Source organism: Paenibacillus sp. JNUCC 35 (genome assembly GCF_058269095.1).
In genome coordinates this window covers 4,060,563-4,082,037 of record NZ_CM177771.1, presented here as the reverse complement: position 1 = coordinate 4,082,037, position 21,475 = coordinate 4,060,563, and the positions used below count along the sequence as shown (strand labels likewise).

The following is a 21,475-nucleotide window of genomic DNA, read 5'->3' as shown; positions in this document are numbered from 1 at the left end:
GGCGGTTTTTTAATGGAACTCGCTATTTGATTTACATGTTAGACGAAGAACTTAAACAACACGGTGTACAGCACATAAGACAGAATGATGCTGATCGGAATCGTAATGATCCAAGTGATGATCATGCGTGTTACGGTACCCCATTTCACCTCATGAAACCGGAGTACGGAACCCGAACCGATGATCGCGGAGGAAATTACGTGAGTGGTCGAAAGCGGCATCCCCATATGCGTAGAAGTCTGAATGACGATGGAAGATGTCAAATCCGAGGCGAACCCGTTGATCGGCTCGATTTTGATCAAGTTTTTGGAGATCGTTTTAATGATTTTCCATCCCCCGATCGAAGTACCGAGACCCATTGCGGTCGCAGCGGCGATTTTCACCCACAACGGCACGTCCATGGTTGTCTGGGCTCCGGCAGCGACGAGTCCGAATACGATAATGCCCATCGCTTTCTGAGCATCGTTACCCCCGTGGGAGAAGGACAGCAGCCAGGCGGACAGGATCTGGAAGAACTTGAATACGCGGTTCAGCTTCGAGCGGGATTTGTTGCCCGTCAGGATGACCAGGTATTTGATGATCGTCATGATGATGTAACCGGCCACGAATGCGACAATCGGCGAAAGCACCAGAATCAGCACGATCTTGCCGAGACCGCCCCATTTGACGAAGTCGGCTCCCGCCCCGGCCAGCACGGCTCCGACAATGGATCCGATGAGCGTATGGGAGGAAGAGGAAGGAATGGCATAATACCAGGTTGCCAGGTTCCAGATAATGGCAGAAAGCAGAGCCGCGATAACGATAAATTCGCCGTGGTTGATCTTGGACGGGTCCGCGATCCCGCTGCCGATCGTCTTGGCTACCTCCGAAGAATACAGGGCACCGACGAAATTCAGACAGGCGGCGGATATAATGGCCACTTTCGGACTCATCGCACGCGTAGAGATCGAAGTCGCTACCGCGTTCGCCGTATCATGGAAACCGTTAATAAAGTCAAAGGCAAGGGCGAGAAATACGATTGCAATCAAGGTAATAAGAACTGTTGTCGTCATGAAATCCTCCTAAACTGCTGGGCCTACGAGTAGCGCAGCACGACGCTTTCCAAGATGTTGGCAACGTCTTCACATGCATCGGTGGTCTGTTCGAGACGTTCATAAAGTTCTTTGAGCTTGAAATCTTCGTAAGGATCGCGTTTGGTGATAAAAATTTCACGGATGCCTTCGCGCATCAGGCGGTCGGCTTCGTTTTCAAGCGCATTGATTTCAACCGTATGTTGAGGAATCTGCATGTACTTCTTTTTGGAAAGAAGCTTGAAGGCATCGAGCATATGTTGGCAGCTGGACACGATCACGGCGGAGAATTCCTGCATAACCTTGTCCGTCTGGCTGATGTTGAGATAGTCAAAACGTGCTGCTGTCGCTTCAATGCCGTCCAGTACGTCGTCGAGCTTGGAAGCCAGCTCCATAATATCTTCACGGTCTAGCGGAGTGATAAAGACTTTGTTCAGCTCTTTAAAGATTTCGTGGGTGATCTGATCGCCTTTGCTCTCGATGTCTTTGATCATCTGGAAAAAGTTTTCCGGAATTTTATCTCCCATCATCGCGTTTCTGAACATCTGGGATGCATGGAGTGTGTTTTCTGCCGCCCGTATGAGCAGGTTTAAAAAATCGACGTCTCCTCTTTTACTGCTAAAAAGCGATGCCATTACGGTTCCTCCTAGTGATTCGATTGTAAAGATTCCGTGAAGTTAAGTTTAATGTATGTAGAATTTTGTAGCTTAAACTCACAAACTTAAAAATATCATAATATTTCCCCAGAAAGCAATCACTGGTTGAGCGTTTTTTCAATTGTTTGCTCGGCTTGATTTTAAACAAGTGACGTTGTACATTGAAAAGATAAGAATAACTGCCGATTTCGGCACTTTATACGGAATGAGGGCTATCGGATGAAAAAAACAATTATCATAAACGGTTTGTTCGTAACAGGGGACGCGGCCGCGCCCGTAATCGAAGGCTGTATGGTTATGGAAGGAAATCAGCTTACATATATAGGAAAGGATGCGCCGCATCCGCTGGAAACTTATGACGAAGTCATTCGCGGGGACCGTAAGCTCTACATGCCCGGACTCGTCAATACGCACGGCCATGCGGCGATGACTTTGCTGCGCGGCTACGGAGACGATCTGGCCCTCCAGGTATGGCTGGAGGAGAAAATGTGGCCGATGGAAGGCAAATTCACGGCGCAGGACGTGCGTTACGGAACGCTTCTGGCCATCCTGGAAATGATCAAGGGCGGCACGACGACATTTGTCGACATGTACGACCATATGAATGAAGTGGCCCAGGCCGTATCCGACTCGGGTATGCGTGCACGCCTGACCCGCGGTGTCATCGGACTGTGTCCGGCCGACGTTCAGGAAGCCAAGCTCCGGGAAGCGATCGCTTTCGCCAAGGACTGGAACGGCGCCGCGAACGGGCGCATTACGACGATGATGGCCCCGCACGCTCCTTACACGTGCCCGCCGGATTACATTGAACGTTTTGTCCAGGCCGCACACGATCTGGATCTGCCTATTCATACCCATATGTCCGAGACGTTAAAAGAAGTAGAAGCCAACGCGGAGCAGTATGGTGCACGGCCAGTCGAGCATCTGGAAAAACTGGGCGTTTTCACGCGGCCGACACTGGTTGCGCACGGCGTTCATCTGACGGACGAAGAAATCGCCGTCCTTGCCAAATACAACGTCGGGGTTTCGCACAATCCGGGGAGCAACCTAAAGCTTGCGAGCGGTGTTGCCCGCGTGCCTGAGCTGCTCAGAGCCGGCATAAACGTGTCTCTAGGCACGGACGGAGCGGCCAGCAACAACAACCTCGACATGTTCGAGGAAATGCGGCTTGCCGCCCTGATCCACAAAGGCGTATCCGGCGATCCGACCGCCGTGCCGGCCGCCGCCGCTTTAAGCATGGGCACATCGATGGGCGCGCGCTCCATCTGGCTTGACGATATCGGTATGCTCCAGCCGGGCATGAAGGCCGATTTTATCGCGCTCGATATCGACCAGCCTCATTTTCTGCCTCGTACGGATTATGTTTCCCACATCATCTATTCGGCATCCGCCCATGATGTGGTAGATGTGTGCGTGGACGGCAGCTGGATCGTACGCGGCCGCGAATGCCTGACACTTGACGAAGAGAAGATTAAACGGGAATTCGAATCGTGCTTCGCCCGTTTGACGAGCAGCTAGTCTTCAGCAGGAGGAAGGAGAGAACGGAATGCTTAAAAAAGCCATTTGGATCGGGCTGTTTGTCGTGCTGACTTCGGGGTTCGGCATTAACCGCTTTTACGTGAACGTGCAGGCGAACTATTGGGAAACAAACTCCCAGGCGGTACAGGCGGCTTACGAGAAGACGACGATGACCAAGGCTAACCGGGTGGAAGCTTTTCATGGAGCCCGCTCCTATGAAGTCGTATACGGGGAGGACAAGCTCGGCAACGGGCTGATCGTCTGGGTGCCGCTCAAGCAGGACGGCACCGGTCTGGCCATCGACGAGATTCATACGGAAATGACGGCCGAGAACATCACGGAAGAAGCCGTACGCGGAATTATGGCGAAGAAAAACCCTAAGCTGGATATTCTGCGTGTAAACGCCGGCGAATTCAAGGGGAAGTATGTCTGGGAAGTCTTTTATAAAGACGAACAGGACCGGGCGTTCTACGATTATTATAATTTAAAGACGGGTGCACTAGAAGATACGTTTAAGCTCAGCCTACAATAGGGTGGGCTTTTCGCTTATTTCGTTAATTTGTCAAAGACTCCATCCTTTTTTTTTGCCCATGGGTTACGGACTGTGATATACTATTCGTATAGCATTTGCTAAATACGAATGATATAGAAAGGGGGACGTAAGTTGCGTAAAATACGTCTCTTGCCCGTCCTGTTAAGTGTCGTCATCACCGCTTTTTTCCTTTTTGGCGGCTGGTTCGCTTATCAGACCTACGCCATCGGAAAACCGCTAGGCAATATCGTGAAAGAAACACCGGGGGTTGAGCAATCCCAGGTCACATATAATGATAAAGAAGTTTCGATTCGTCTGTCCCTCAAACCTGACACTAGTTTAAGAGAAGTGTACGGCCGCATTACAAAAGAAGGAGCCTCGACAATCGGTTCCCGTGACGTGAAACTGTCGGTCAATACAAAAGAATCTCCGGATCTAGATAAATGGTGGGCGCAAGCGTTGTTCGACGTCGCCCAGGCGATGGAAACCCGTCACTATGCCGATATACCTACGGCACTGGACAAGCACAAAACGGACAAAGACAGCAATTTGGTCGTGAAAACCGAAATGGACGAGCAGAACGTTTACGTTCATCTGCAAAAAGGGGATCAGCACAAATACGTGGTGCTGCCGCGAAATGCCGAAAAAGTTGGGGTGTTTAAATGAGCAAATACGGAAAAGAGATAGCGATTGGCGCTGCTCCGGTACTTTTCATTTTTCTTGCCTTTATTAAAGTCAACATTATCCCTTTGCTGTTTACAGCGGCCCTCATTACAGCCGCTCTTTATATGATGAAAAGCCGCGGAGGTTCCGGCATCGGAATCGGCGCGGGAGCCGGTACGCGCGGCAAATCCCGGCAGCCTTCCTACCTCAGCTTCGATCAGATCGGCGGTCAGGAACGCGCCAAGAAAGAGCTTGTCGAAGCGCTTGATTTTCTCGTGAAACAGGAAGAAACGAAGAAGCTCGGTATCCGCCCTCTGAAAGGCATCCTGCTGACTGGTCCTCCCGGAACAGGGAAAACGCTGATGGCCAAAGCGGCCGCACACCATACGAATTCCGTCTACCTTGCCGCTTCCGGCAGTGAATTCGTGGAGATGTATGTCGGTGTAGGGGCTTCGCGGATCCGCACCCTTTTTCAGGAAGCCAGAACGAAAGCCCAGAAGGAAAACAAACAAAACGCCGTTATTTTTATCGATGAAATCGACGTGATCGGGGGCAAACGCGACGGCGGACAGCAGCGCGAGTACGACCAGACGCTGAACCAGCTCCTGACCGAAATGGACGGCATTCATACAAATACAACGCCGCGCATTCTTATCATTGCGGCGACCAACCGCAAAGAAATGCTGGACCCGGCTCTGCTCCGTCCGGGACGGTTTGACCGTCATATCGACGTCGAGCTGCCGGACAAGAAGGGACGCCTGTCCATTCTTAAAATTCATGCCCAGAACAAACCGCTGGACGAAGCGGCGGATCTGGAGAAAATCGCGGAGCAGACCTTCGGATTTTCCGGAGCGCAGCTTGAAAGCGTGCTGAACGAAGCGGCCATTTACGCCTTGCGCGGCCAGCAGGATGCCGTCATGCAGAAAGATCTGCTTGCGGCCATCGATAAAGTCATGATGGGCGAACAGACGGACCGTGAAGCGACCCAGGAAGAGAAAATCCGGGTTGCCTATCACGAACTCGGCCATGCCATTATCGCGGAGCTGGTGCGTCCGGATTCCGTAGCCCAGGTTTCCCTGCGGCCCCGTGGCAAAGCGCTCGGTTATGTGCGCCATAACCCGCCGCAGGACCAGTACCTGTACTCCAAGGAAGCGATCGAAGATCAGATTATGATCGCGCTGGCTGGAGCGGCTGCGGAAGAAATTATTTACGGCGGCCGGAGCACGGGATCGAGCAACGACTTCGAGAAGTCCATCGACATGGTCCGCACGATGATTTCTTCGGGCCTGACGTCTCTCGGCATCGTCGATCTGAAAATGGTTCCGCAGCAGAAGCTGATGGAAGCGAACAATGCCATCCTTGATGAGTTGATGGCCCGTACAAAAGAGCTTCTGACGAAGCACCGGATCGTATTCGAGCAATCGCTCGATATTCTGCTCAAGGAAGAGGTCATTTCCGGGCAGCAGTTCCGTGATCTTCTTGAAGGAAGCAAGAGACATCTGGAGCCGGTGTTGGCTTAAGGCCTACGAATAACCGCATACAAATGAGAACCAGTCTAGGCTTTTACAGCTAGGCTGGTTTTTTAGTCTGGAATAAATTTGAAAGGATATGTGCCGCATTGCGTGCTCTATCCGCTGCCGATTATTTATAAAGATGAAGCTGCCATTGCCCGGGCAATAGTCTATCTTAAAACTATTTTTGTACGCATGAACTAGCAACTTTCCTTTATAGTATGTTTGAAAGTTTCCAGATTTCCACTATTTCTAAACGGGTAAGAAGCCGTATAATGGAGCGTGATTGTCTGTGTCCTTTTTCACAACTTGCGAAAGTTGTCGAAATCGCTCAGTTGCTTTTGAAAGTTTTGTGTATACTAATGAAAAAGGCATGAAAACGGTGTATGATGGACTTGAAAAGAGATATAAAAATCGACACCCCTAGATTAACGGACGAAGAGGAGAATAGGGATGCAATATAAAAAGATAGGTGTTATCGGTGGAGGAACGATGGGGCAGGGGATAGCCGAGATGTTGGCGGCTAAAGGCCTGGAGGTTGTCCTGGTTGAGAAAGATATTGAAAGAATGGAACATTCCTGGGCCATGATCGAGCTGAGTTTGGATAAACAGTTGGAGAAATGGGCTATTACCGGCGCGGAAAAGAAGCTGATTCTTTCTCGCATTCATAAAACGACGGATCTGAAAGAGCTTCCTTCCTGCCATATGGTGATTGAGACGATTTCCGAGGATCTGGATCTTAAGAAGAGCTTGTTCCGGAAGCTGGACGAAATCTGCGGCCCGGATCTGATTCTGGCTTCCAATACCTCCACACTCAGTCTTACGGAATTGGGCGCATCGACTAAGCATCCGGAGCGGGTGATCGGTCTTCATTTTATACATCCGGTTGCTAAAATTGACCTTGTCGAAATTATCCGCGGTCTGAAAACCTCGGAAGATACGTACATGTTGACACGCCGCTTCGTGGAAGATGTGATTCAGAAAACGGCGATCAAGGTATATGAGTCGCCCGGCTTTGTCACGTCCCGGCTTATCTGTCTGCTCATTAACGAAGCGGTTCATACGCTCGCGGAGCGTGTGGCTTCTGCGGAAGATATCGATCTGGCGATGCGCAAAGGCTACGAGTTCCGGCACGGGCCTCTCGAGATGGCGGACCGCTTCGGACTGGACTCGGTGCTGGCCGCACTGGACCGGATGTTCCGCGAATTCGGCGAATTGAAATACCGGCCTTCCTTCCTGCTGAAGCAGATGGTGCATGCCGGACATTTGGGCGTTAAAACCGGGGAAGGATTTTTCCGGTACGATAAGGAAGGTGACAGAATGTGAATATTCTCGTCATTAATGCAGGAAGCTCATCGGTCAAATATCAGCTGTACAACATGAAGGATGAGACCGTGCTCGCTAAAGGCCGCGTAGAGCGGATCGGGCTGGATTCGGCCATTCTTACCCACGAGCCGGAAGGAAAGACCGAGGTCCGTGAGGTCAGCGAAATTCTCGAGCATACGACGGCGATCAAAAAAGTGCTGGATAAGCTCGTTCATAAAGAGCACGGGGTTTTACAATCGGTGCATGAAATCGATGCGGTGGGTCACCGCATCGTACATGGAGGGGAAGCGTTTTCTTCCTCGGTTGTCGTCACGGAAGAAGTGAAGAAGGAGATCAAGCGCTTGTTCGACTTGGCGCCTCTCCATAACCCTGCTCACATGCTGGGAATTAACGCGGTCGAGGCGAATATGGGCGATGTACCTCAGGTCGTCGTTTTCGACACGGCTTTCCACCAGACGATGCCGTCTCACGCCTACATGTACGCGATCCCGAAAATCTGGTACAGCAAACATAAAGTCCGGCGCTACGGCTTCCACGGCACCTCACACCAATATGTGAGCGAGCGTGCCGCCCGGTTCCTGGACCGTCCGCTGGAAGAGCTTAAAATCGTGTCGGCCCATATCGGGAACGGCGCAAGCTGCACGGCTATTCAAGGCGGCAAATCCGTGGATACGAGTATGGGACTTACCCCGCTTGAAGGCCTGATGATGGGAACCCGGAGCGGGGATATCGACCCGGCAGTCGTCACATTTGCGATGGGCAAAGAGGACTTGTCCCTCAATGAAGTGAACTCCATGCTGAACAAGCACAGCGGGCTGCAGGCTATTTCCGGATTGAGCAGCGATATGCGTGAAATTACGGAAGCGATGGACAGTGGCGATAAAAACGCGAAGCTGGCTTTCGATATGTATACGTACAGGCTGCGTAAATTTATCGGCTCTTATGCGGCGGCGATGAACGGCATCGATGTATTGATTTTTACCGCCGGCGTAGGCGAAAACTCCGTTATTTTGCGCAAAGCGGTATGTGAGGGATTGTCGTATCTCGGTCTTGAACTCGACTCCCAGCGCAACATTAACGGATGGGGAATCGAGAAGCGAATCTCGACGGACGATTCGAAGGTAGAGGTGCTGGTCATTCCGACGAACGAAGAGTGGATGATCGCGCGGGATACGTTTGAACTGGTGAACCAGCTGCATGAAGCGAAGCGGTAAAATGATTTTTTTTACCACTGGTTTATAGTACAATAGGTGGATGGGAGAAGACGGCCATAGAGCCGTCTTTCCATGTCAACCCAAGGAGGAAGACGTTAGATGAGCAGTGTGAGTACGATTCATGAAGTCAAGGACCATGTCGGCGAATCCGTAAGAATCGGATGCTGGCTGCACAACAAGCGCAAGAGCGGCAAAATTCAATTTTTGCAGCTGCGTGACGGAACCGGCTTTATTCAGGCGGTTGTCGTAAAAAGCGAAGTGAGCGAAGACGTCTGGGAAGCCGCTTCGAAATTAACCCAGGAAAGCTCGCTTTATGTGACGGGCTCGGTTCGCGAAGAACCGCGCAGCAAGAGCGGGTATGAACTGACGGTTGAAGGCGTGGAAATTATTCAGATTACCCAGGATTATCCGATTACGCCGAAGGAACACGGCGTCGATTTCCTGATGGATCACCGCCACCTGTGGCTGCGTGCTCCGCGTCAGCGCGCCATTCTCGTTATCCGCGCGGAGATTATCCGTGCGATTCAGCAGTTTTTCGATGACAAGGGCTTTCAGCTTGTCGACCCGCCGATTTTGACGCCATCCTCCTGCGAGGGGACGACGAATTTATTTCATACGAAATATTTCGATGAAGACGCTTATTTGACCCAAAGCGGTCAGCTTTACATGGAAGCCGCCGCCATGGCGCTGGGGAAAGTGTATTCCTTCGGGCCGACTTTCCGTGCGGAGAAGTCCAAAACGCGCCGCCACCTGATCGAGTTCTGGATGATCGAGCCTGAAATGGCGTTTGTCGATCACGAAGAGAGCCTTCGCGTGCAGGAGCAGTTCGTTTCCCATGTGGTCCAAACCGTTCTGAAAAACTGCCGCAGCGAGCTTGAAACGTTGGGCCGCGATATCTCCAAGCTGGAGAAAATTCAGGCTCCGTTCCCTCGCATCACGTACGATGAAGCGGTTCAGTTCCTGCAGGATACGGGCCATGAATTCCCTTGGGGAGAAGACTTCGGCGCTCCTCATGAAACGGCTATCGCCGAGAAGTACGAGAAGCCGGTCTTCATTACGCATTATCCGACGGGCATTAAAGCCTTCTACATGAAACCCGACCCGAACCGTCCGGAAGTCGTACTCTGCGCCGATATGATCGCGCCTGAAGGGTACGGCGAGATTATCGGGGGAAGCCAGCGGATCGACGATCCCGAGCTGATGGAAGAGCGCTTCAAGGAACATGAGCTGTCTTCCGAAGCGTACCAGTGGTATATGGATCTGCGCAAATACGGCACGGTTCCGCATTCCGGATTCGGACTCGGTCTGGAGCGCACCGTCGCCTGGATCTGCGGTCTGGAGCATGTGCGTGAGACGATTCCGTTCCCGCGTCTGCTTTACCGTCTGTACCCGTAATACGGAAGGCATGCAGCCTTTACGTACGGGGTGGCCGGTCACACCGGCCGAGCTAGAAAGAGGAGGATGGATTTGAAACCGAACGATAACGATCGCAAGCGGGTAGAGCGGGCTCTCCTTGCAGGAATGACAGCAGGAACCGTGGCCGTTCCGCATCTGCTTTTGAGGTATTATCACCGGATGAAGCTGTCCGAACTTGAAGTCATGCTGCTTATTCATATCCTGGCTTTCCAGGAGAATGAAAAGAAAGATTTCCCGACGCACGATGAGATTCAAGACCGGATGACAGCCCCGCAGGATCAAGTGATCGAAGCGATTCAAAAGCTTGTGAACAGCGGCGTGCTCCGGATTGAGCAGGAAATCGACAGCGTGTCGGATATCCAGTACGAGCGGTACAATTTGAGGCCGATGTACGAAAAAATCGCGAGCTGCTATGCGGAGGATCTCCTTCAAAAAGCGGCCAGACAGGCGGAGGCCCAGAAGTCCGAAGCCCAGCCTGGACGGGAAAAGGACGTCTATTCGATCTTCGAAGCGGAATTTGCCCGGCCGCTGACTCCGATGGAGCTTGAAACGATAACGAGCTGGCTGGACCGTGACGGCTACAAGGAAGAGCTTGTGCTGGCCGCTCTCAAAGAAGCCGTTTTCGCGGGCAAAGTCCATTTCCGCTATGTGGACCGCATTTTGCTGGAATGGAGCCGGAACCGGATTACGACAGTGGAGCAGGCGAAAGAATTTACACAAAAATTCAGAGGCAACCGCTAGTCCGCGCCGCTTCACTTGAAGCAGCCCGCTAACAAGAAACCCCCGATTGGAGTCTCTCATGAGATTCCTTCGGGGGGTTTTTGTGTGTTGTTAGGGAAGTATATCATCCCGCTTGTAAAAGCAACATCAGACGCGTTCGGCAAATCAGGAGAAAGGGCCTATCTGCCGGAAATCACGTCTTATTTCTTGAGAAGGTGCCAGCGGTATACATATTCGAACATGAATTCGAACGCCTCCAGATGCCGCTTGGCTTCGGCCACGTTTGCGCCCCAGGCGTAAATCCCGTGCTTGCGCAGCACGATCCCCGGAATGCGCGGAACAATGGCTCCCTGCACCAGCTCGGCGATTTTCGGAATGTCGGCATAGTTCGGCAGGACGGGAATGCGGATTGTGGCATCCTCTTCCCAGATGTTGAGCGCTTTGATGATTTCAATTCCCTCTACCGGGATAAAACCTTCCTCGCCGTACAGCTCGGAGGCCAGGTTGTTAAACATGGTATGCACATGTAAAATGGCGCCTGCTCCCGTATACTTGTAAATTTCACAGTGGATCAGGGTTTCGGCGGAAGGTTTCAAACGGGTCGCTTCGACCGGTGTTCCCTTTTCATTGACGAGAAGGAAGTCTTCCGGCGATTGCAGAGACTTGTCCTTTCCGCTGGATGTCACGGCAAACGTGAAGTTCTCCGGGGTGAATTCGCCGACGCGAACGGATAGATTTCCGCTGGTAGCAGGAAACCAGCCGCGGGCGGCCAGATTTGCTTTAATCTCGCGCAGTTCGTCGTACGCGTGCTGTTTTTGCTCCAAGGTCAATTCGGTCATGCTTGTATCTTCGCCTCCAGGTCACGGATAATATCGTGGAATGTTTCGAAAGGGACGTAAGGGAGCTTCAGTTCCTCGCAAAGCTCGATCAGATGAGAGCGGGCATAAACGTTCTCTACCAGCTTCGCTCCCTGAAAATCCGTTACGCTGTCTCCGATCAGGATGCGTTCGTAGTCGTCTGCGGGATACGAGCGGATAATCGATGTTTTGCACATTCCGCAGTCCGCTCCGCAGTGCTCGTCACAGGCGTGCGGCCACAGGATTTCGATGGTCTCGCCTTCGAATGAACTTCCGTTGCAGTAAATATGCTTACGGGGAATATCGAAAGATTCCAGGAGCGGATAGACGAAAAAGTCGATTCCGCCGCTTGTCACGAGCAGTTTGATGCCGTTTTGTCTGCAATAGGCAACGAAATCGGCGAAACCTTCGCGGATAACCGCATTGGAGATGGCAAATTCGATCACTTCATGCTGACGGGAAGAAGGGAGCAGCCGGAACATTTCACCGACCGCGTGTCTGACGGAGATCGCCCTTTCTTCCACGAGACGCTTCACGATCGCTTCCCAGCCGGGCGGATCGAAATGTTTCATAATCGCTACGATGTTGTCGCTAACGGTAATCGTGCCGTCGAAATCACAGAACACGATCTTTTGTCGGGTACTCAAGATTTAACCCCCCAGGCTTCGATTGCGGCTTTCAATTCCGGATGCTGCTGAGCGGCTTCTTGAAGCGGTTTCTGTTCTAGCGTTGCCTGAATCGCCTGCCGGAAAGCTTGTCCGCCGGCAATGGCGCCCATGGGATGGCCATGAATCCCGCCGCCGGCGTTAACCACGACATCCGTGCCGAAATCACGCAGGATGAGCGGGACAAGTCCGGGATGGATTCCGGCCGAAGGGACAGGGAAGCTTGTTTTAAGCGCTGCGCTTACGTTTGCGGAAGCGGACGGCTGATGTTCAGGGCCTTCCGCCGCGGAATGCCGATAAAGATAGTCCTGCTCCAAGTTCTCCGTTAGCAGGACCTGTTTGATCGCCAGGTTCTCTTCACGCGGCATTACGACGGAGCCGTACGGGGAAGGGAACAGGACGAGATCGGCCCCGGCTACCCGCATCAGCTTGCCGAGCAGCAGGGAGGCGGAAATGCCGTACTCTGCGGAAGGATAAAGCGCACCGGCCATAGCGGGATGCGCCATAATCGGCACGGAGATACCCGGGTCGGCGCTGAGCTCGCACAGCGTATCGAATCCGTAAGCGAGCACATTGAACAGAAGCGCGTTCGCTCCGGCCTCGATCGCTTTCTTCGCCTGATCGGCCAGCTTGGACGTCGAGCCGGTCAGATTCGTGGCGTAGAGCAGCTTCTGCCCCGTCACGTCGTATGCGCGGCGTGACGCTTCCATGCAGACGGCTACCCTTTTCTCGATAGGGGTAAGCGGATTCTCGAACAAGATCTCGTCGTCTTTAATGAGATCGACGCCGCCTGCCGCCTGCGCGTAGAACTGTTCCCCGAGCCCCTCTAGATCCTGGCCGATGACGGATTTGAAAATGCTCATCAGAAGCGGCCGGTCGTGTACGCCAAGCAGATCCCTTACGCCTTGAAGACCGAACTTGGGTCCGGCAAAAGCCGAAAGAAAAGACTCCGAAAAGGACAGATCGGTCAATTTGATTTTCCCGTCCATGGACAGCTTGCCGAAAACGGTGACCAGCAGAGCCGGAAGATCCCGGCTGAAATTCACATCCGGATATGCGATCCGGATATCCGCGTAACGCCTGGATTCGGGCGAAGCTTCCCCGGCCTCGTGGACGTCGACGGAGACCACATGACCCAGATGCTGCTGCATCTGGGCTTTGCGGGTTTCCGGCAGATCGGTCCAGCTTCCGACGGTCAGACCGACCGCGATCCCCTGCGCTTTTTTGTTAAAATCGGCTGTATCGTCATAACAGCGGTAAGTCGCCAAACAGTAGGAACTCACAACATATCACCTGCTTAAGAGAAGAATAGGAGGCAGAACGCCTTAACGGATATGGGGAGCAATCTCGGCGCCCATTTCTTTTGCGCGTTTTGCGGAGCTGAAAACAGCGGCGGCTACGGCTTCCGGGAACTTGTAGCGGTCCAGCGTCTGCAGAGCGGCCAAGGTCGAACCGTTCGGGGAAGTCACTTTGCGTCTGAGCTCCGCAGGCTCTTCTCCCGTACGTTCCACCATGTGAACGGCTCCGAGCAGTGTCTGCATGGTGAGCCGGCGCGCTTCGTTCTCTTCGAGTCCGCCCGCGATGCCCGCCTGAATTAAGGCCTCCATAAAATAGTATACATAAGCGGGACCACTTCCGGAAAGTCCGGTTACGATTTCAAGGTAATCTTCGGGAACGGCCGTCACCATTCCGACGGCTTCGAACATTTTTGTCGCGAGCTCCTGCTGCTCCTCGGACACGCTTTCGGAGAAGCTCATGCCGGTTGCGCCAAGGCCGATGGTCGACGAAGTGTTAGGCATGGTCCGTACGACCGGCATTTTGGTATCCAGCAAAATTTCGATTTTGCGGATCGTCAGCCCGGCGATGACGGACACGAGCAGCTGGCTGCCGTTAAGCATCGGTTTAAGCTCGTCGAACGAAGCTTCCACGTCTTTGGGCTTCATGCAGAGCACGACGATGTCGGCGGACGAGATACGTTCTCTTTTGATCGCCGGGTCACAGCTCGCTTCGACGCCGTACCGCTCTCTAAGCTCTTGCAGCCGTTCTTCATTTTGCCGGTTGGATGCAAAAACTTGCCCGGGCGCCGTGATTCCCCGTTCGATGAGGCCGCGTAAAACAGCCTCAGCCATGGAACCTGCACCGACAAATGCGATGCGTTTAGTATGAATTATGCTGTTCACAAGTCTCACTCTCCTGTTTATGGAAGACCCGTTCCTTCACGGAACGGATCTCTTTATTCAAGGAATTATTCCCGGATTTGGCCGTCGCCATAAATTCTGTATTTGGTGGAAGTCAACGCGGGAAGTCCCATCGGGCCTCTCGCATGAAGTTTTTGTGTGCTGATGCCGATTTCCGCGCCGAAGCCGAATTCGAAACCGTCCGTGAAGCGGGTGGAGGCGTTGTGATAAACGGCCGCCGCATCGACTTCCTGCAAGAAGCGGGAAGCGTGAGCTTCATTCTCCGTCACGATACACTCGGAGTGCATGGTTCCGTGTCGACGGATATGCGCGAGAGCCTCGTCCAGGGAATCCACGACTTTGACATTCAGGACATAGTCGTTGTATTCGGTATCCCAAGCCTCGTCGGCCGCCGTTTTGAATTGAGGGGCCAGCTCGCGGGACCGCGGGCAGCCGTACAGCTCGACACCCAGAGCGGACAGCTTTCCGGCTAAGTCGGACAGATGTTTCTCGGCGTGGCTGCGGTGTACGAGCAGCGTTTCCATCGAATTGCAGACAGAGGGGCGCTGCACTTTCGCGTTGATGGCAATTTTCTCGGCCATCTCGGGTTTTGCCGATTCGTCGACGAACGTGTGGCAGATCCCGGCTCCGGTTTCAATAACGGGCACCGTCGCGTTTTTGACCACGTTTTGAATGAGGGAAGCTCCGCCGCGGGGAATCAGCACGTCAAGCAGACCGTTCAGCTTCAGCATTTCATCAACCGAGGCCCGGTCGGGATCGGAAATAAGCTGCAGGGCGCCCGGAGGAACGTCCGTGCCTGCCAGAGCGGCTTGCAGCACTTCAACGATCCGTTCATTGGAGCGCAGCGCTGAAGAGCCACCGCGCAAAACGACCGCATTTCCCGTTTTCAGGCAAAGTCCGGCGGCGTCGACGGTCACATTCGGACGGGCTTCGTAAATAATGCCGATTACACCGATCGGCACGCGGATTTTTTCGACGCGCAGGCCGTTGGGCCGGGCAAACGATTCGAGCTGATCGCCGATAGGGTCGGGAAGCTCGATGATCTGACGGAGCCCTTCGGCCATGCTTTCGATCCGCTCGGGCGTGAGGGCCAGCCGGTCCAGCAGGGAAGTGCCGAGGCCGGTATCGGCGCCCCGCTTCAGATCCTCGGCGTTGGCTGCGATAATGGAGTCTTGTTCGGCGACCAGGGACTCAGCCATTCTTAAGAGGGCGGTATTCTTCTGACCGGTAGTTAAGTTGCCGAGACGGGAAGAAGCTTCTTTCGCGATGGTTGCTTTTTGTCTGACTTCACTCATGGGGCTCACTCCTTGGCTAATAGGATTGGATTTCATTTTCAATAAAAATAACGGAGCCGAATTCTGAAATCCGGCGTTCCGGGATTTAACGGCTAACAGCGGAAGCGTCCGTGAAAAACGCGGAAGCAACTCGGCTGAGAGAGCATGTGTCCGGTAACAGAGGGACGGCGGTTCGAACCCGTCAGCGTCCACAATATGATGGGGACGGGGCCGCCGCAGGTGTCACGTATTTTGCGAAGCGCGGTAAGCTTGAAGAGTGACCCACTCGTCCCGGTGAATGACCTCGATGCGGGGAACCTCGACTCTGCGCTGGATTTCCCCGGTGCCCAGTCCCATTACGGCCTGAAGCTGCCAGGCCACGTAATTGGCGACGCCGCGTCCGATCACGGAGCCGTCTTCGCCGCACACCTCGATCACGTCGCCGGGGTGAAAGTCGCCTTCGACGGCGGTAACGCCGGCAGGCAGAAGGCTTTTGCCGCCGGACAGGAGAGCGTTCTCCGCGCCTTGATCGACGGTGACTTTTCCCTGGGGAACGGAGTGAAACCCGACCCACTGCTTTTTGATGGACAGCGTATGGTCGGCGGCGGAGAAATACGTTCCCCGTCCGTTCCCCTCCGCGGCCAGCCTCAGATCATGCGGTTCCGTGGCGCGTCCGACGAAGACGGGAATACCCCCGCGCATGGCGATGCGGGCCGCTTCGATTTTGGAGCGCATGCCGCCGGTGCCTACGGAGCTGCCGGACCCGCCTGCGATCCGGTAAAGCTCATCGTTGATTTCATCGACACGCTCGATCCGGCGCGCGTCTTTATTTTTGCGGGGATCGTCCGTGTACAAGCCATCTGTATCCGTAATGATGATCAGTTGACCCGCTTTGAGCAGATTGGCTACGAGAGCCGACAACGTATCGTTATCTCCGAATTTGATCTCATCGACCGACACGGTGTCGTTCTCGTTGATAATCGGAATAAAGCCGCGGCGGAGCAGCTCTTCCATCGTTGCGGTCGCGTTGGAGACCCGCTTGCGGCTGGTGAAATCGTCCCGTGTGAGCAGGATCTGGGCTGCACCGATACCATATTGGTGAAAAGCTTCCTGATAAGCGCGCATGAGCAGCGCCTGACCGACGGAAGCGGCCGCCTGCTTCTCGTGAAGCAGCTTCGGCCTCGATTTGTAGCCGAGAAAAGAGAAGCCTGCCGCTACGGCCCCGGATGTGACGAGTACGACTTCGAAGCCGTTTTGTTGAAGCCGGGCCAGCTCGGCGGCAAAATAGGCGATAGGAGCCGGGTTTAATCCTCCGGCATCCGAGGTAAGCGAGCTGCTTCCTATTTTCACAACGATTCGCTGCTGCATATGTTCACTTCCTTAAGAAAACGGTCTGTACGACCGTGTAGTATACAATTGGTTCTGGCCTTGCTTTAATTTCTTCAAAGAACGCGGGCCGGATGGCAGGGAGAGCTGAACGGAAGAATGCAAAAAAGGCTCTCGTCCTCGTAAGGACGAAAGCCTGGGCTTCCGCGGTACCACCTTCGGTTGATGCGCCGTCTGAACGGACCTGCCGGCACCATTTGAGAACAGGGGCCATACCTAAACAAGGTCCAATCGAGATGCACATCCATCTCTGTCCCTGATAACAGCAGGGGACTGTTCAGCTCGTCGCTGACCGTTCCGGGGCGGGTTCGGGAAAACTGCTGCAAAGCTCTTTCAGCCGGGGAGCTTTTCTCTGAAGCAAAGCGGGTTATCCTTACTATTCCCATCACAACGTTCGATGTTTTCTTACTAGGATAGCACGCGTGCCGCCGGTTGTAAAGAAGGGCTCTCCGGAAGGAGAGCCCGATCCGCTTCGGCGGATTACTTGTCGAACAGATGCAGGTTGCCGATGCGCCGGACGGCTTCTCGCAGACGTTCCTCGCCTGTAAGCAGTCCGAGACGTACGTACCCTTCTCCGTGGGTGCCGAACCCGATGCCGGGCGCCACGACGACTTTGGCTTCGTTCAGCAGCAGATCGGCAAATTCAGCCGAACTGTATTTGCGGGGCACGGGAAGCCAGGCGAAGAAGGACCCCTGTGAAGGCTTGGCTTCCCAGCCAATTTCGTCCAGAGCGCCGAATAGCGCATTGCGGCGGCTTTCGTAGACGGCTCTGAGCTCGTGCACGCAGTCCTGGGGAGCGGTCAAAGCGGTGGCGGCAGCGGCTTGTATCCCGCCGAACAGGGAGACATACATATGATCCTGCATCAGATTGATGATGCGGATAATGTCCGGGTTGCCCAGCGCGAACCCGACTCTCCACCCGGCCATGTTGTAGGTTTTGGAAAGCGTATAAAACTCTACGCCGACTTCCTTGGCGCCCGGCCGTTCGAGGAAACTGACGGGCCTGTTGCCGTCGAATCCGATCGCGCCGTAAGCGAAATCGCTGGCCACGACAATCCCGTTCTTCGCGGCAAATGCGATCGTTTCGTCGTAGAAGGCTTCGGAAGCCGTAGAAGCGGTCGGATTGTTCGGATAGTTGATGAACATAAGCTTGGCCCGGCGTACGTCGTTCTCGGACAACGAGCCGTAATCCGGCAGGAAGGCGTTGTCTTCACGCAAAGGCATGAAGGCCATTTCGGCGCCGGCGAGCGCCACGCCCGACCAGTAATCGGGATAGCCCGGGTCCGGCACAAGGCAGACGTCTCCCGGATTCAGCAGGCATTGGCTGATTTCGACGAGTCCGGTTTTGCCGCCGAACAGGATCGCCACTTCCGTCTCCGGGTCCAGGGTGACGCCGTAATCCTCCCGGTAGCGTGTAGCAATCGCTTCTTTCAGGAAGCCGTATCCGCTGAAGGGCGGGTACTTGTGGTACAGCGGGTTCTCCGCGGATTCCTGAAGAGATTTTACGATATGGGAAGGGGTAGGACGATCCGGATTTCCTTGCCCGAGATTGATGACATCGTGCCCCTGAGCGATTTGGGCATTCGCTTTTTTGACGAGTCCCGCAAAAAATTGCGAAGGCAGGCTTGCCATGCGGCTCGCCGCTTCGATTTGCAAAGGCCTTACAGGCGCGTTCGTTAAGGGGGACTGGCTATGATCCGGCTGCGGGGAACGGCCGGTTTGTAGGTTTTCGTTCATGATTTTACTGCCTCCATCATGCTGATCCGTTAGGGATAGACCCGGTATGATCCTAAATTTACCCCTACTTTATCATGATTTCAAAAGGATGTATACCACTCGGAATTGTCCGTTTAAAAGCTGTCTTTAACGGTTCCCGTTCCTTCGTCGAGAACGTTCTGCCCGTTGCCGGTTCCTCCGTTGCCGAAGAGCAGGCTGCCCGTGCTTTTCTTGCCGGAAATCCGGATGGCGGCTGTTTTGCAGCCGCTGAACAGATTGCCGCTGGCCGCGGTTTCGCGAGAACCGGTTTCTCCCCTCGATTCGATGTGGATGCCGCTTGCGCCCAGATTGCGGAACGTTCCGCCGTGAACCGATGTACGGACCGCGTTGCTGATCACGACTCCGTTTCCTTTGATTCCTTTCAGCACATTGCCCTGGAGGGTATGGTCCGCGGGCTGGAGCTTGCCGGACTCCTGATCGCCTTCTAACCTGATGCCGTCCCCGTCGAGACCGGTGATCTCATTGTGGGAAACGGCACAGCCGGAGACATTGCGTTTCAGCAGAATGGCGGTTATTCCCGATTTGGCGGCATCCAGATTGGTGATCCGGTTGTAAATAATATCATTCCGGGCGGCAGGCTCGGCTGCCTGATCCGATTGGACGAGGAACGCGTACTGATCGATGTAGGTGACGTCATTAGACTGGATCACCGACCGGGAACAACCTCCGTCCAGATACACGGCTGTGTTCGTTACGCTTTTGAATGTGTTACGGAAAAAGGTGTGGCCTTCGCCTCCGCTGCAGTAAATGCCGGTGCCGTAATGCGGTTTACCCGGTATATTGCCCAGAATAAGCTCGAAGTCGCAGTGATCGACCCGGCACGCGTGGCAGTTTCTGAGCAAGATCGGACTGGACAAGGTGAAAAAGCGGCAGTCCGTGATGCTGACATGGCTCGCTTGCAGCAGAGAAATGATGCTGTCTTCGACAGGTGAAGCGACAGCTCCGGGCGCACTGCCGCCGTGGAAGGAGAGGCTGGCGATTTCGATATCCGATGCGGGCGGCAGGGAGGTGAAGGCGCAGCCGGCGGTAGCTGTCAGAGTCGTCTGACTGATCCCCGCGCCCATAATCCGGATGCCGCTTTTCAGCTGAACCGGCTTGGTCAGGATATACCGGCCTGCGGGTATGTAGACGATGCCGCCGGTCTGGGCGGCCGCGTGAACGGCGCTCTGAATCCCGGCGGAGTCCGTGTCGCCGTAGGAGCCCTGCCCCAGGGCGCCGTATTCTTTTACGTTATGGATAAGCGTTTCCGCTCCACGCGCTTTGACTGCGGAAGGAAGCGAACCGGCAGCCATAACGGCACCAGCCGCGCCGAGTGCGGCGAGCAGCTTTCTTCTGCTGAGAGGTCGGGACGAGTTCATAGGTATCTCTCCTTATCGTTACTTGATTGGATGGTTGAACATGAATTTCGCCGCGGGTCCAGTATTTTCCTTCCGATGGTTTGACGAAAGAGAGTGCGGTTCCCTTTATGCCCTAAGCAGGACAGGAAGAAAAGAATTGATCTATGGGGGGCGATCCTCTATCATAAGAGCAGACTGACGTACCCGGCAGACTAAACTAGGAGGTGCCCGAATGGATAACCAGCAATCGTTTCCGAACAAAGTCCGTCTCGCGCTTATTCAGATGGATATTACAATCGGGGAGCCGGAAGTAAACCGGCGAAAAGTAGAGCAGCTTCTTCTGGAAGCGGTCGGCGGCGCGCAAAAACCGGATATTATCGTGCTTCCCGAAATGTGGAACACGGGCTACGCCCTGGACCGGATTCATGAACTTGCCGATCCGGAGGGCCGTATAACCCGGGAGATGCTCGGCTCTTTTGCCAAAGAGCATGGGGTACATATTATCGGAGGCTCCGTAGCGGAGAAGAAGGGCGAGGAAGTTAAAAACACCGTCTACGGTTTTAACCGGAACGGGGAGGAAATCCTCGAATATTCCAAGATTCATCTGTTCCAGCTGATGGACGAGCATTTGAGCCTTGCCGCTGGCAGTCAAAGGGGTAGTTTCGATCTGGATGGGATTCCGGCCGCAGCCGTCATCTGTTACGACATCCGGTTCCCCGAACTTACCCGCAAGCTCGCTCTGGACGGGGCGCAGATGCTCTTCGTGCCCGCCGAGTGGCCGCATCCGCGGCTTCATCACTGGCGTACACTGCTGATGGCGCGCGCCATCGAGAATCAGATGATCGTCGTTTCCTGCAACCGCGTAGGAGAAAGCAAGGGAACCTCATTCTTCGGTCATTCCATGGTGATTGATCCTTGGGGGCAGGTGCTGGCCGAGGGCGGAGAAGAAGAAGAAATCATTTTCGCTGAAGTCGATTTGGCCGAAGTGGCCTCCGTACGCGGTAAAATTCCCGTATTCGCCGACCGCCGTCCTGCCGTTTACGAATAAAGCGAACGCCAAAAAACGCAGCCCTTCAAGATGAAGGACTGCGTTTTTATCGTTCCCTTTTAAAGGGAGACGGTTGTTGGATGAAAGCCGGAATCCGGTGTCAGACGGAAGATCTTCGGCCTGTTATCAGCGTGATGACGAACAGGATGAGGAACAGGAAGAAAAGGACTTTGGCGATACCGGCAGCGGCGCTGACGATTCCGAAGAATCCGAAAATACCCGCTACGATTGCGATGATCAGAAAAATCATAGCCCATTTTAACATGAGAAACCCTCCTTTAAGCGATAGTCTTTTTTTATTGGTACGG

General features: G+C 54.0%; 20 protein-coding genes. 9 read left to right on the top strand and 11 right to left on the bottom strand.

Annotation, left to right across the window (positions count from 1 at the left end; all coding sequences use genetic code 11):
- Positions 1–38 precede the first annotated feature (38 nt).
- Positions 39–1,052, bottom strand: a complete 1,014-nt coding sequence (locus AC2TF6_RS18225; protein WP_009675606.1) for an inorganic phosphate transporter — start codon at positions 1,050–1,052, stop codon at positions 39–41.
- 23 nt (positions 1,053–1,075) lie between these two features.
- Positions 1,076–1,705, bottom strand: coding sequence for a DUF47 domain-containing protein (locus AC2TF6_RS18220; RefSeq protein ID WP_009675522.1), 630 nt, complete (start codon positions 1,703–1,705; stop codon positions 1,076–1,078).
- A gap of 240 nt (positions 1,706–1,945) precedes the next feature.
- On the opposite strand from AC2TF6_RS18220, the gene AC2TF6_RS18215 reads away from it, so the two are divergent.
- The 8 genes from AC2TF6_RS18215 (at position 1,946) to AC2TF6_RS18180 (ending at position 10,647) form a co-directional block, all read left to right on the top strand.
- The gene (locus tag AC2TF6_RS18215) at positions 1,946–3,244 is read left to right on the top strand and encodes an amidohydrolase (RefSeq protein ID WP_491307951.1); all 1,299 of its coding nucleotides are present in this window, start codon (positions 1,946–1,948) and stop codon (positions 3,242–3,244) included.
- Positions 3,245–3,272: 28 nt separating this feature from the next.
- Complete coding sequence (locus tag AC2TF6_RS18210; RefSeq protein ID WP_491307950.1) at positions 3,273–3,776, top strand: cell wall elongation regulator TseB-like domain-containing protein; 504 nt, start codon at positions 3,273–3,275, stop codon at positions 3,774–3,776.
- 132 nt (positions 3,777–3,908) lie between these two features.
- Positions 3,909–4,442: a hypothetical protein gene (locus AC2TF6_RS18205; protein WP_491307949.1), complete on the top strand. Its 534-nt coding sequence runs from the start codon at positions 3,909–3,911 to the stop codon at positions 4,440–4,442.
- Positions 4,439–5,959 carry an AAA family ATPase gene (locus tag AC2TF6_RS18200; RefSeq protein WP_491307948.1) on the top strand — a complete coding sequence of 507 codons (1,521 nt, stop codon included), beginning with the start codon at positions 4,439–4,441 and terminating at the stop codon, positions 5,957–5,959. Before AC2TF6_RS18205 ends, AC2TF6_RS18200 begins: the two co-directional genes overlap by 4 nt.
- Positions 5,960–6,403: 444 nt before the next feature.
- Positions 6,404–7,276, top strand: coding sequence for a 3-hydroxyacyl-CoA dehydrogenase family protein (locus AC2TF6_RS18195; protein ID WP_009675546.1), 873 nt, complete (start codon positions 6,404–6,406; stop codon positions 7,274–7,276).
- Complete coding sequence (locus tag AC2TF6_RS18190) at positions 7,273–8,490, top strand: acetate/propionate family kinase (protein WP_491307947.1); 1,218 nt, start codon at positions 7,273–7,275, stop codon at positions 8,488–8,490. The genes AC2TF6_RS18195 and AC2TF6_RS18190 overlap by 4 nt, the downstream gene beginning before the upstream one ends.
- 99 nt (positions 8,491–8,589) lie before the next feature.
- A complete protein-coding gene (asnS, locus tag AC2TF6_RS18185; RefSeq protein ID WP_009675554.1) occupies positions 8,590–9,885 on the top strand; it encodes an asparagine--tRNA ligase in 1,296 nt (431 codons plus the stop codon).
- 72 nt (positions 9,886–9,957) lie between these two features.
- A complete protein-coding gene (locus tag AC2TF6_RS18180) occupies positions 9,958–10,647 on the top strand; it encodes a DnaD domain-containing protein (RefSeq protein WP_405079455.1) in 690 nt (229 codons plus the stop codon).
- A 179-nt stretch (positions 10,648–10,826) separates the two neighbouring features.
- Here the strand turns inward: AC2TF6_RS18180 and mtnB are convergent, their stop codons facing one another.
- The 8 genes from mtnB to AC2TF6_RS18140 form a co-directional block, all read right to left on the bottom strand.
- Entirely contained in the window at positions 10,827–11,465 is a 639-nt protein-coding gene (gene mtnB, locus AC2TF6_RS18175; protein ID WP_218229848.1) for a methylthioribulose 1-phosphate dehydratase, read from the bottom strand.
- Positions 11,462–12,130 carry a 2-hydroxy-3-keto-5-methylthiopentenyl-1-phosphate phosphatase gene (locus AC2TF6_RS18170; RefSeq protein WP_491307946.1) on the bottom strand — a complete coding sequence of 223 codons (669 nt, stop codon included), beginning with the start codon at positions 12,128–12,130 and terminating at the stop codon, positions 11,462–11,464. Before AC2TF6_RS18170 ends, mtnB begins: the two co-directional genes overlap by 4 nt.
- Complete coding sequence (locus AC2TF6_RS18165) at positions 12,127–13,431, bottom strand: 2,3-diketo-5-methylthiopentyl-1-phosphate enolase (protein ID WP_491307945.1); 1,305 nt, start codon at positions 13,429–13,431, stop codon at positions 12,127–12,129. The genes AC2TF6_RS18170 and AC2TF6_RS18165 overlap by 4 nt, the downstream gene beginning before the upstream one ends.
- A gap of 42 nt (positions 13,432–13,473) precedes the next feature.
- Entirely contained in the window at positions 13,474–14,328 is an 855-nt protein-coding gene (proC, locus tag AC2TF6_RS18160; RefSeq protein ID WP_491307944.1) for a pyrroline-5-carboxylate reductase, read from the bottom strand.
- 65 nt (positions 14,329–14,393) lie between these two features.
- A complete protein-coding gene (locus AC2TF6_RS18155) occupies positions 14,394–15,641 on the bottom strand; it encodes a glutamate-5-semialdehyde dehydrogenase (protein WP_491307943.1) in 1,248 nt (415 codons plus the stop codon).
- Between the two features lie 222 nt (positions 15,642–15,863).
- Positions 15,864–16,988, bottom strand: a complete 1,125-nt coding sequence (gene proB, locus AC2TF6_RS18150) for a glutamate 5-kinase (protein ID WP_491307942.1) — start codon at positions 16,986–16,988, stop codon at positions 15,864–15,866.
- A gap of 498 nt (positions 16,989–17,486) precedes the next feature.
- On the bottom strand, positions 17,487–18,743 hold the full coding sequence (locus AC2TF6_RS18145) for a pyridoxal phosphate-dependent aminotransferase (protein ID WP_491307941.1): 1,257 nt from the start codon (positions 18,741–18,743) through the stop codon (positions 17,487–17,489).
- A gap of 113 nt (positions 18,744–18,856) precedes the next feature.
- Positions 18,857–20,140 carry a right-handed parallel beta-helix repeat-containing protein gene (locus tag AC2TF6_RS18140; RefSeq protein ID WP_491307940.1) on the bottom strand — a complete coding sequence of 428 codons (1,284 nt, stop codon included), beginning with the start codon at positions 20,138–20,140 and terminating at the stop codon, positions 18,857–18,859.
- 211 nt (positions 20,141–20,351) lie between these two features.
- On the opposite strand from AC2TF6_RS18140, the gene AC2TF6_RS18135 reads away from it, so the two are divergent.
- Positions 20,352–21,167, top strand: coding sequence for a carbon-nitrogen family hydrolase (locus AC2TF6_RS18135; RefSeq protein ID WP_491307939.1), 816 nt, complete (start codon positions 20,352–20,354; stop codon positions 21,165–21,167).
- A gap of 100 nt (positions 21,168–21,267) precedes the next feature.
- On the opposite strand, the gene AC2TF6_RS18130 is transcribed toward AC2TF6_RS18135, so the two are convergent.
- Positions 21,268–21,432 carry a DUF1328 domain-containing protein gene (locus AC2TF6_RS18130; RefSeq protein WP_042228371.1) on the bottom strand — a complete coding sequence of 55 codons (165 nt, stop codon included), beginning with the start codon at positions 21,430–21,432 and terminating at the stop codon, positions 21,268–21,270.
- Between the last annotated feature and the right edge of the window lie 43 nt (positions 21,433–21,475).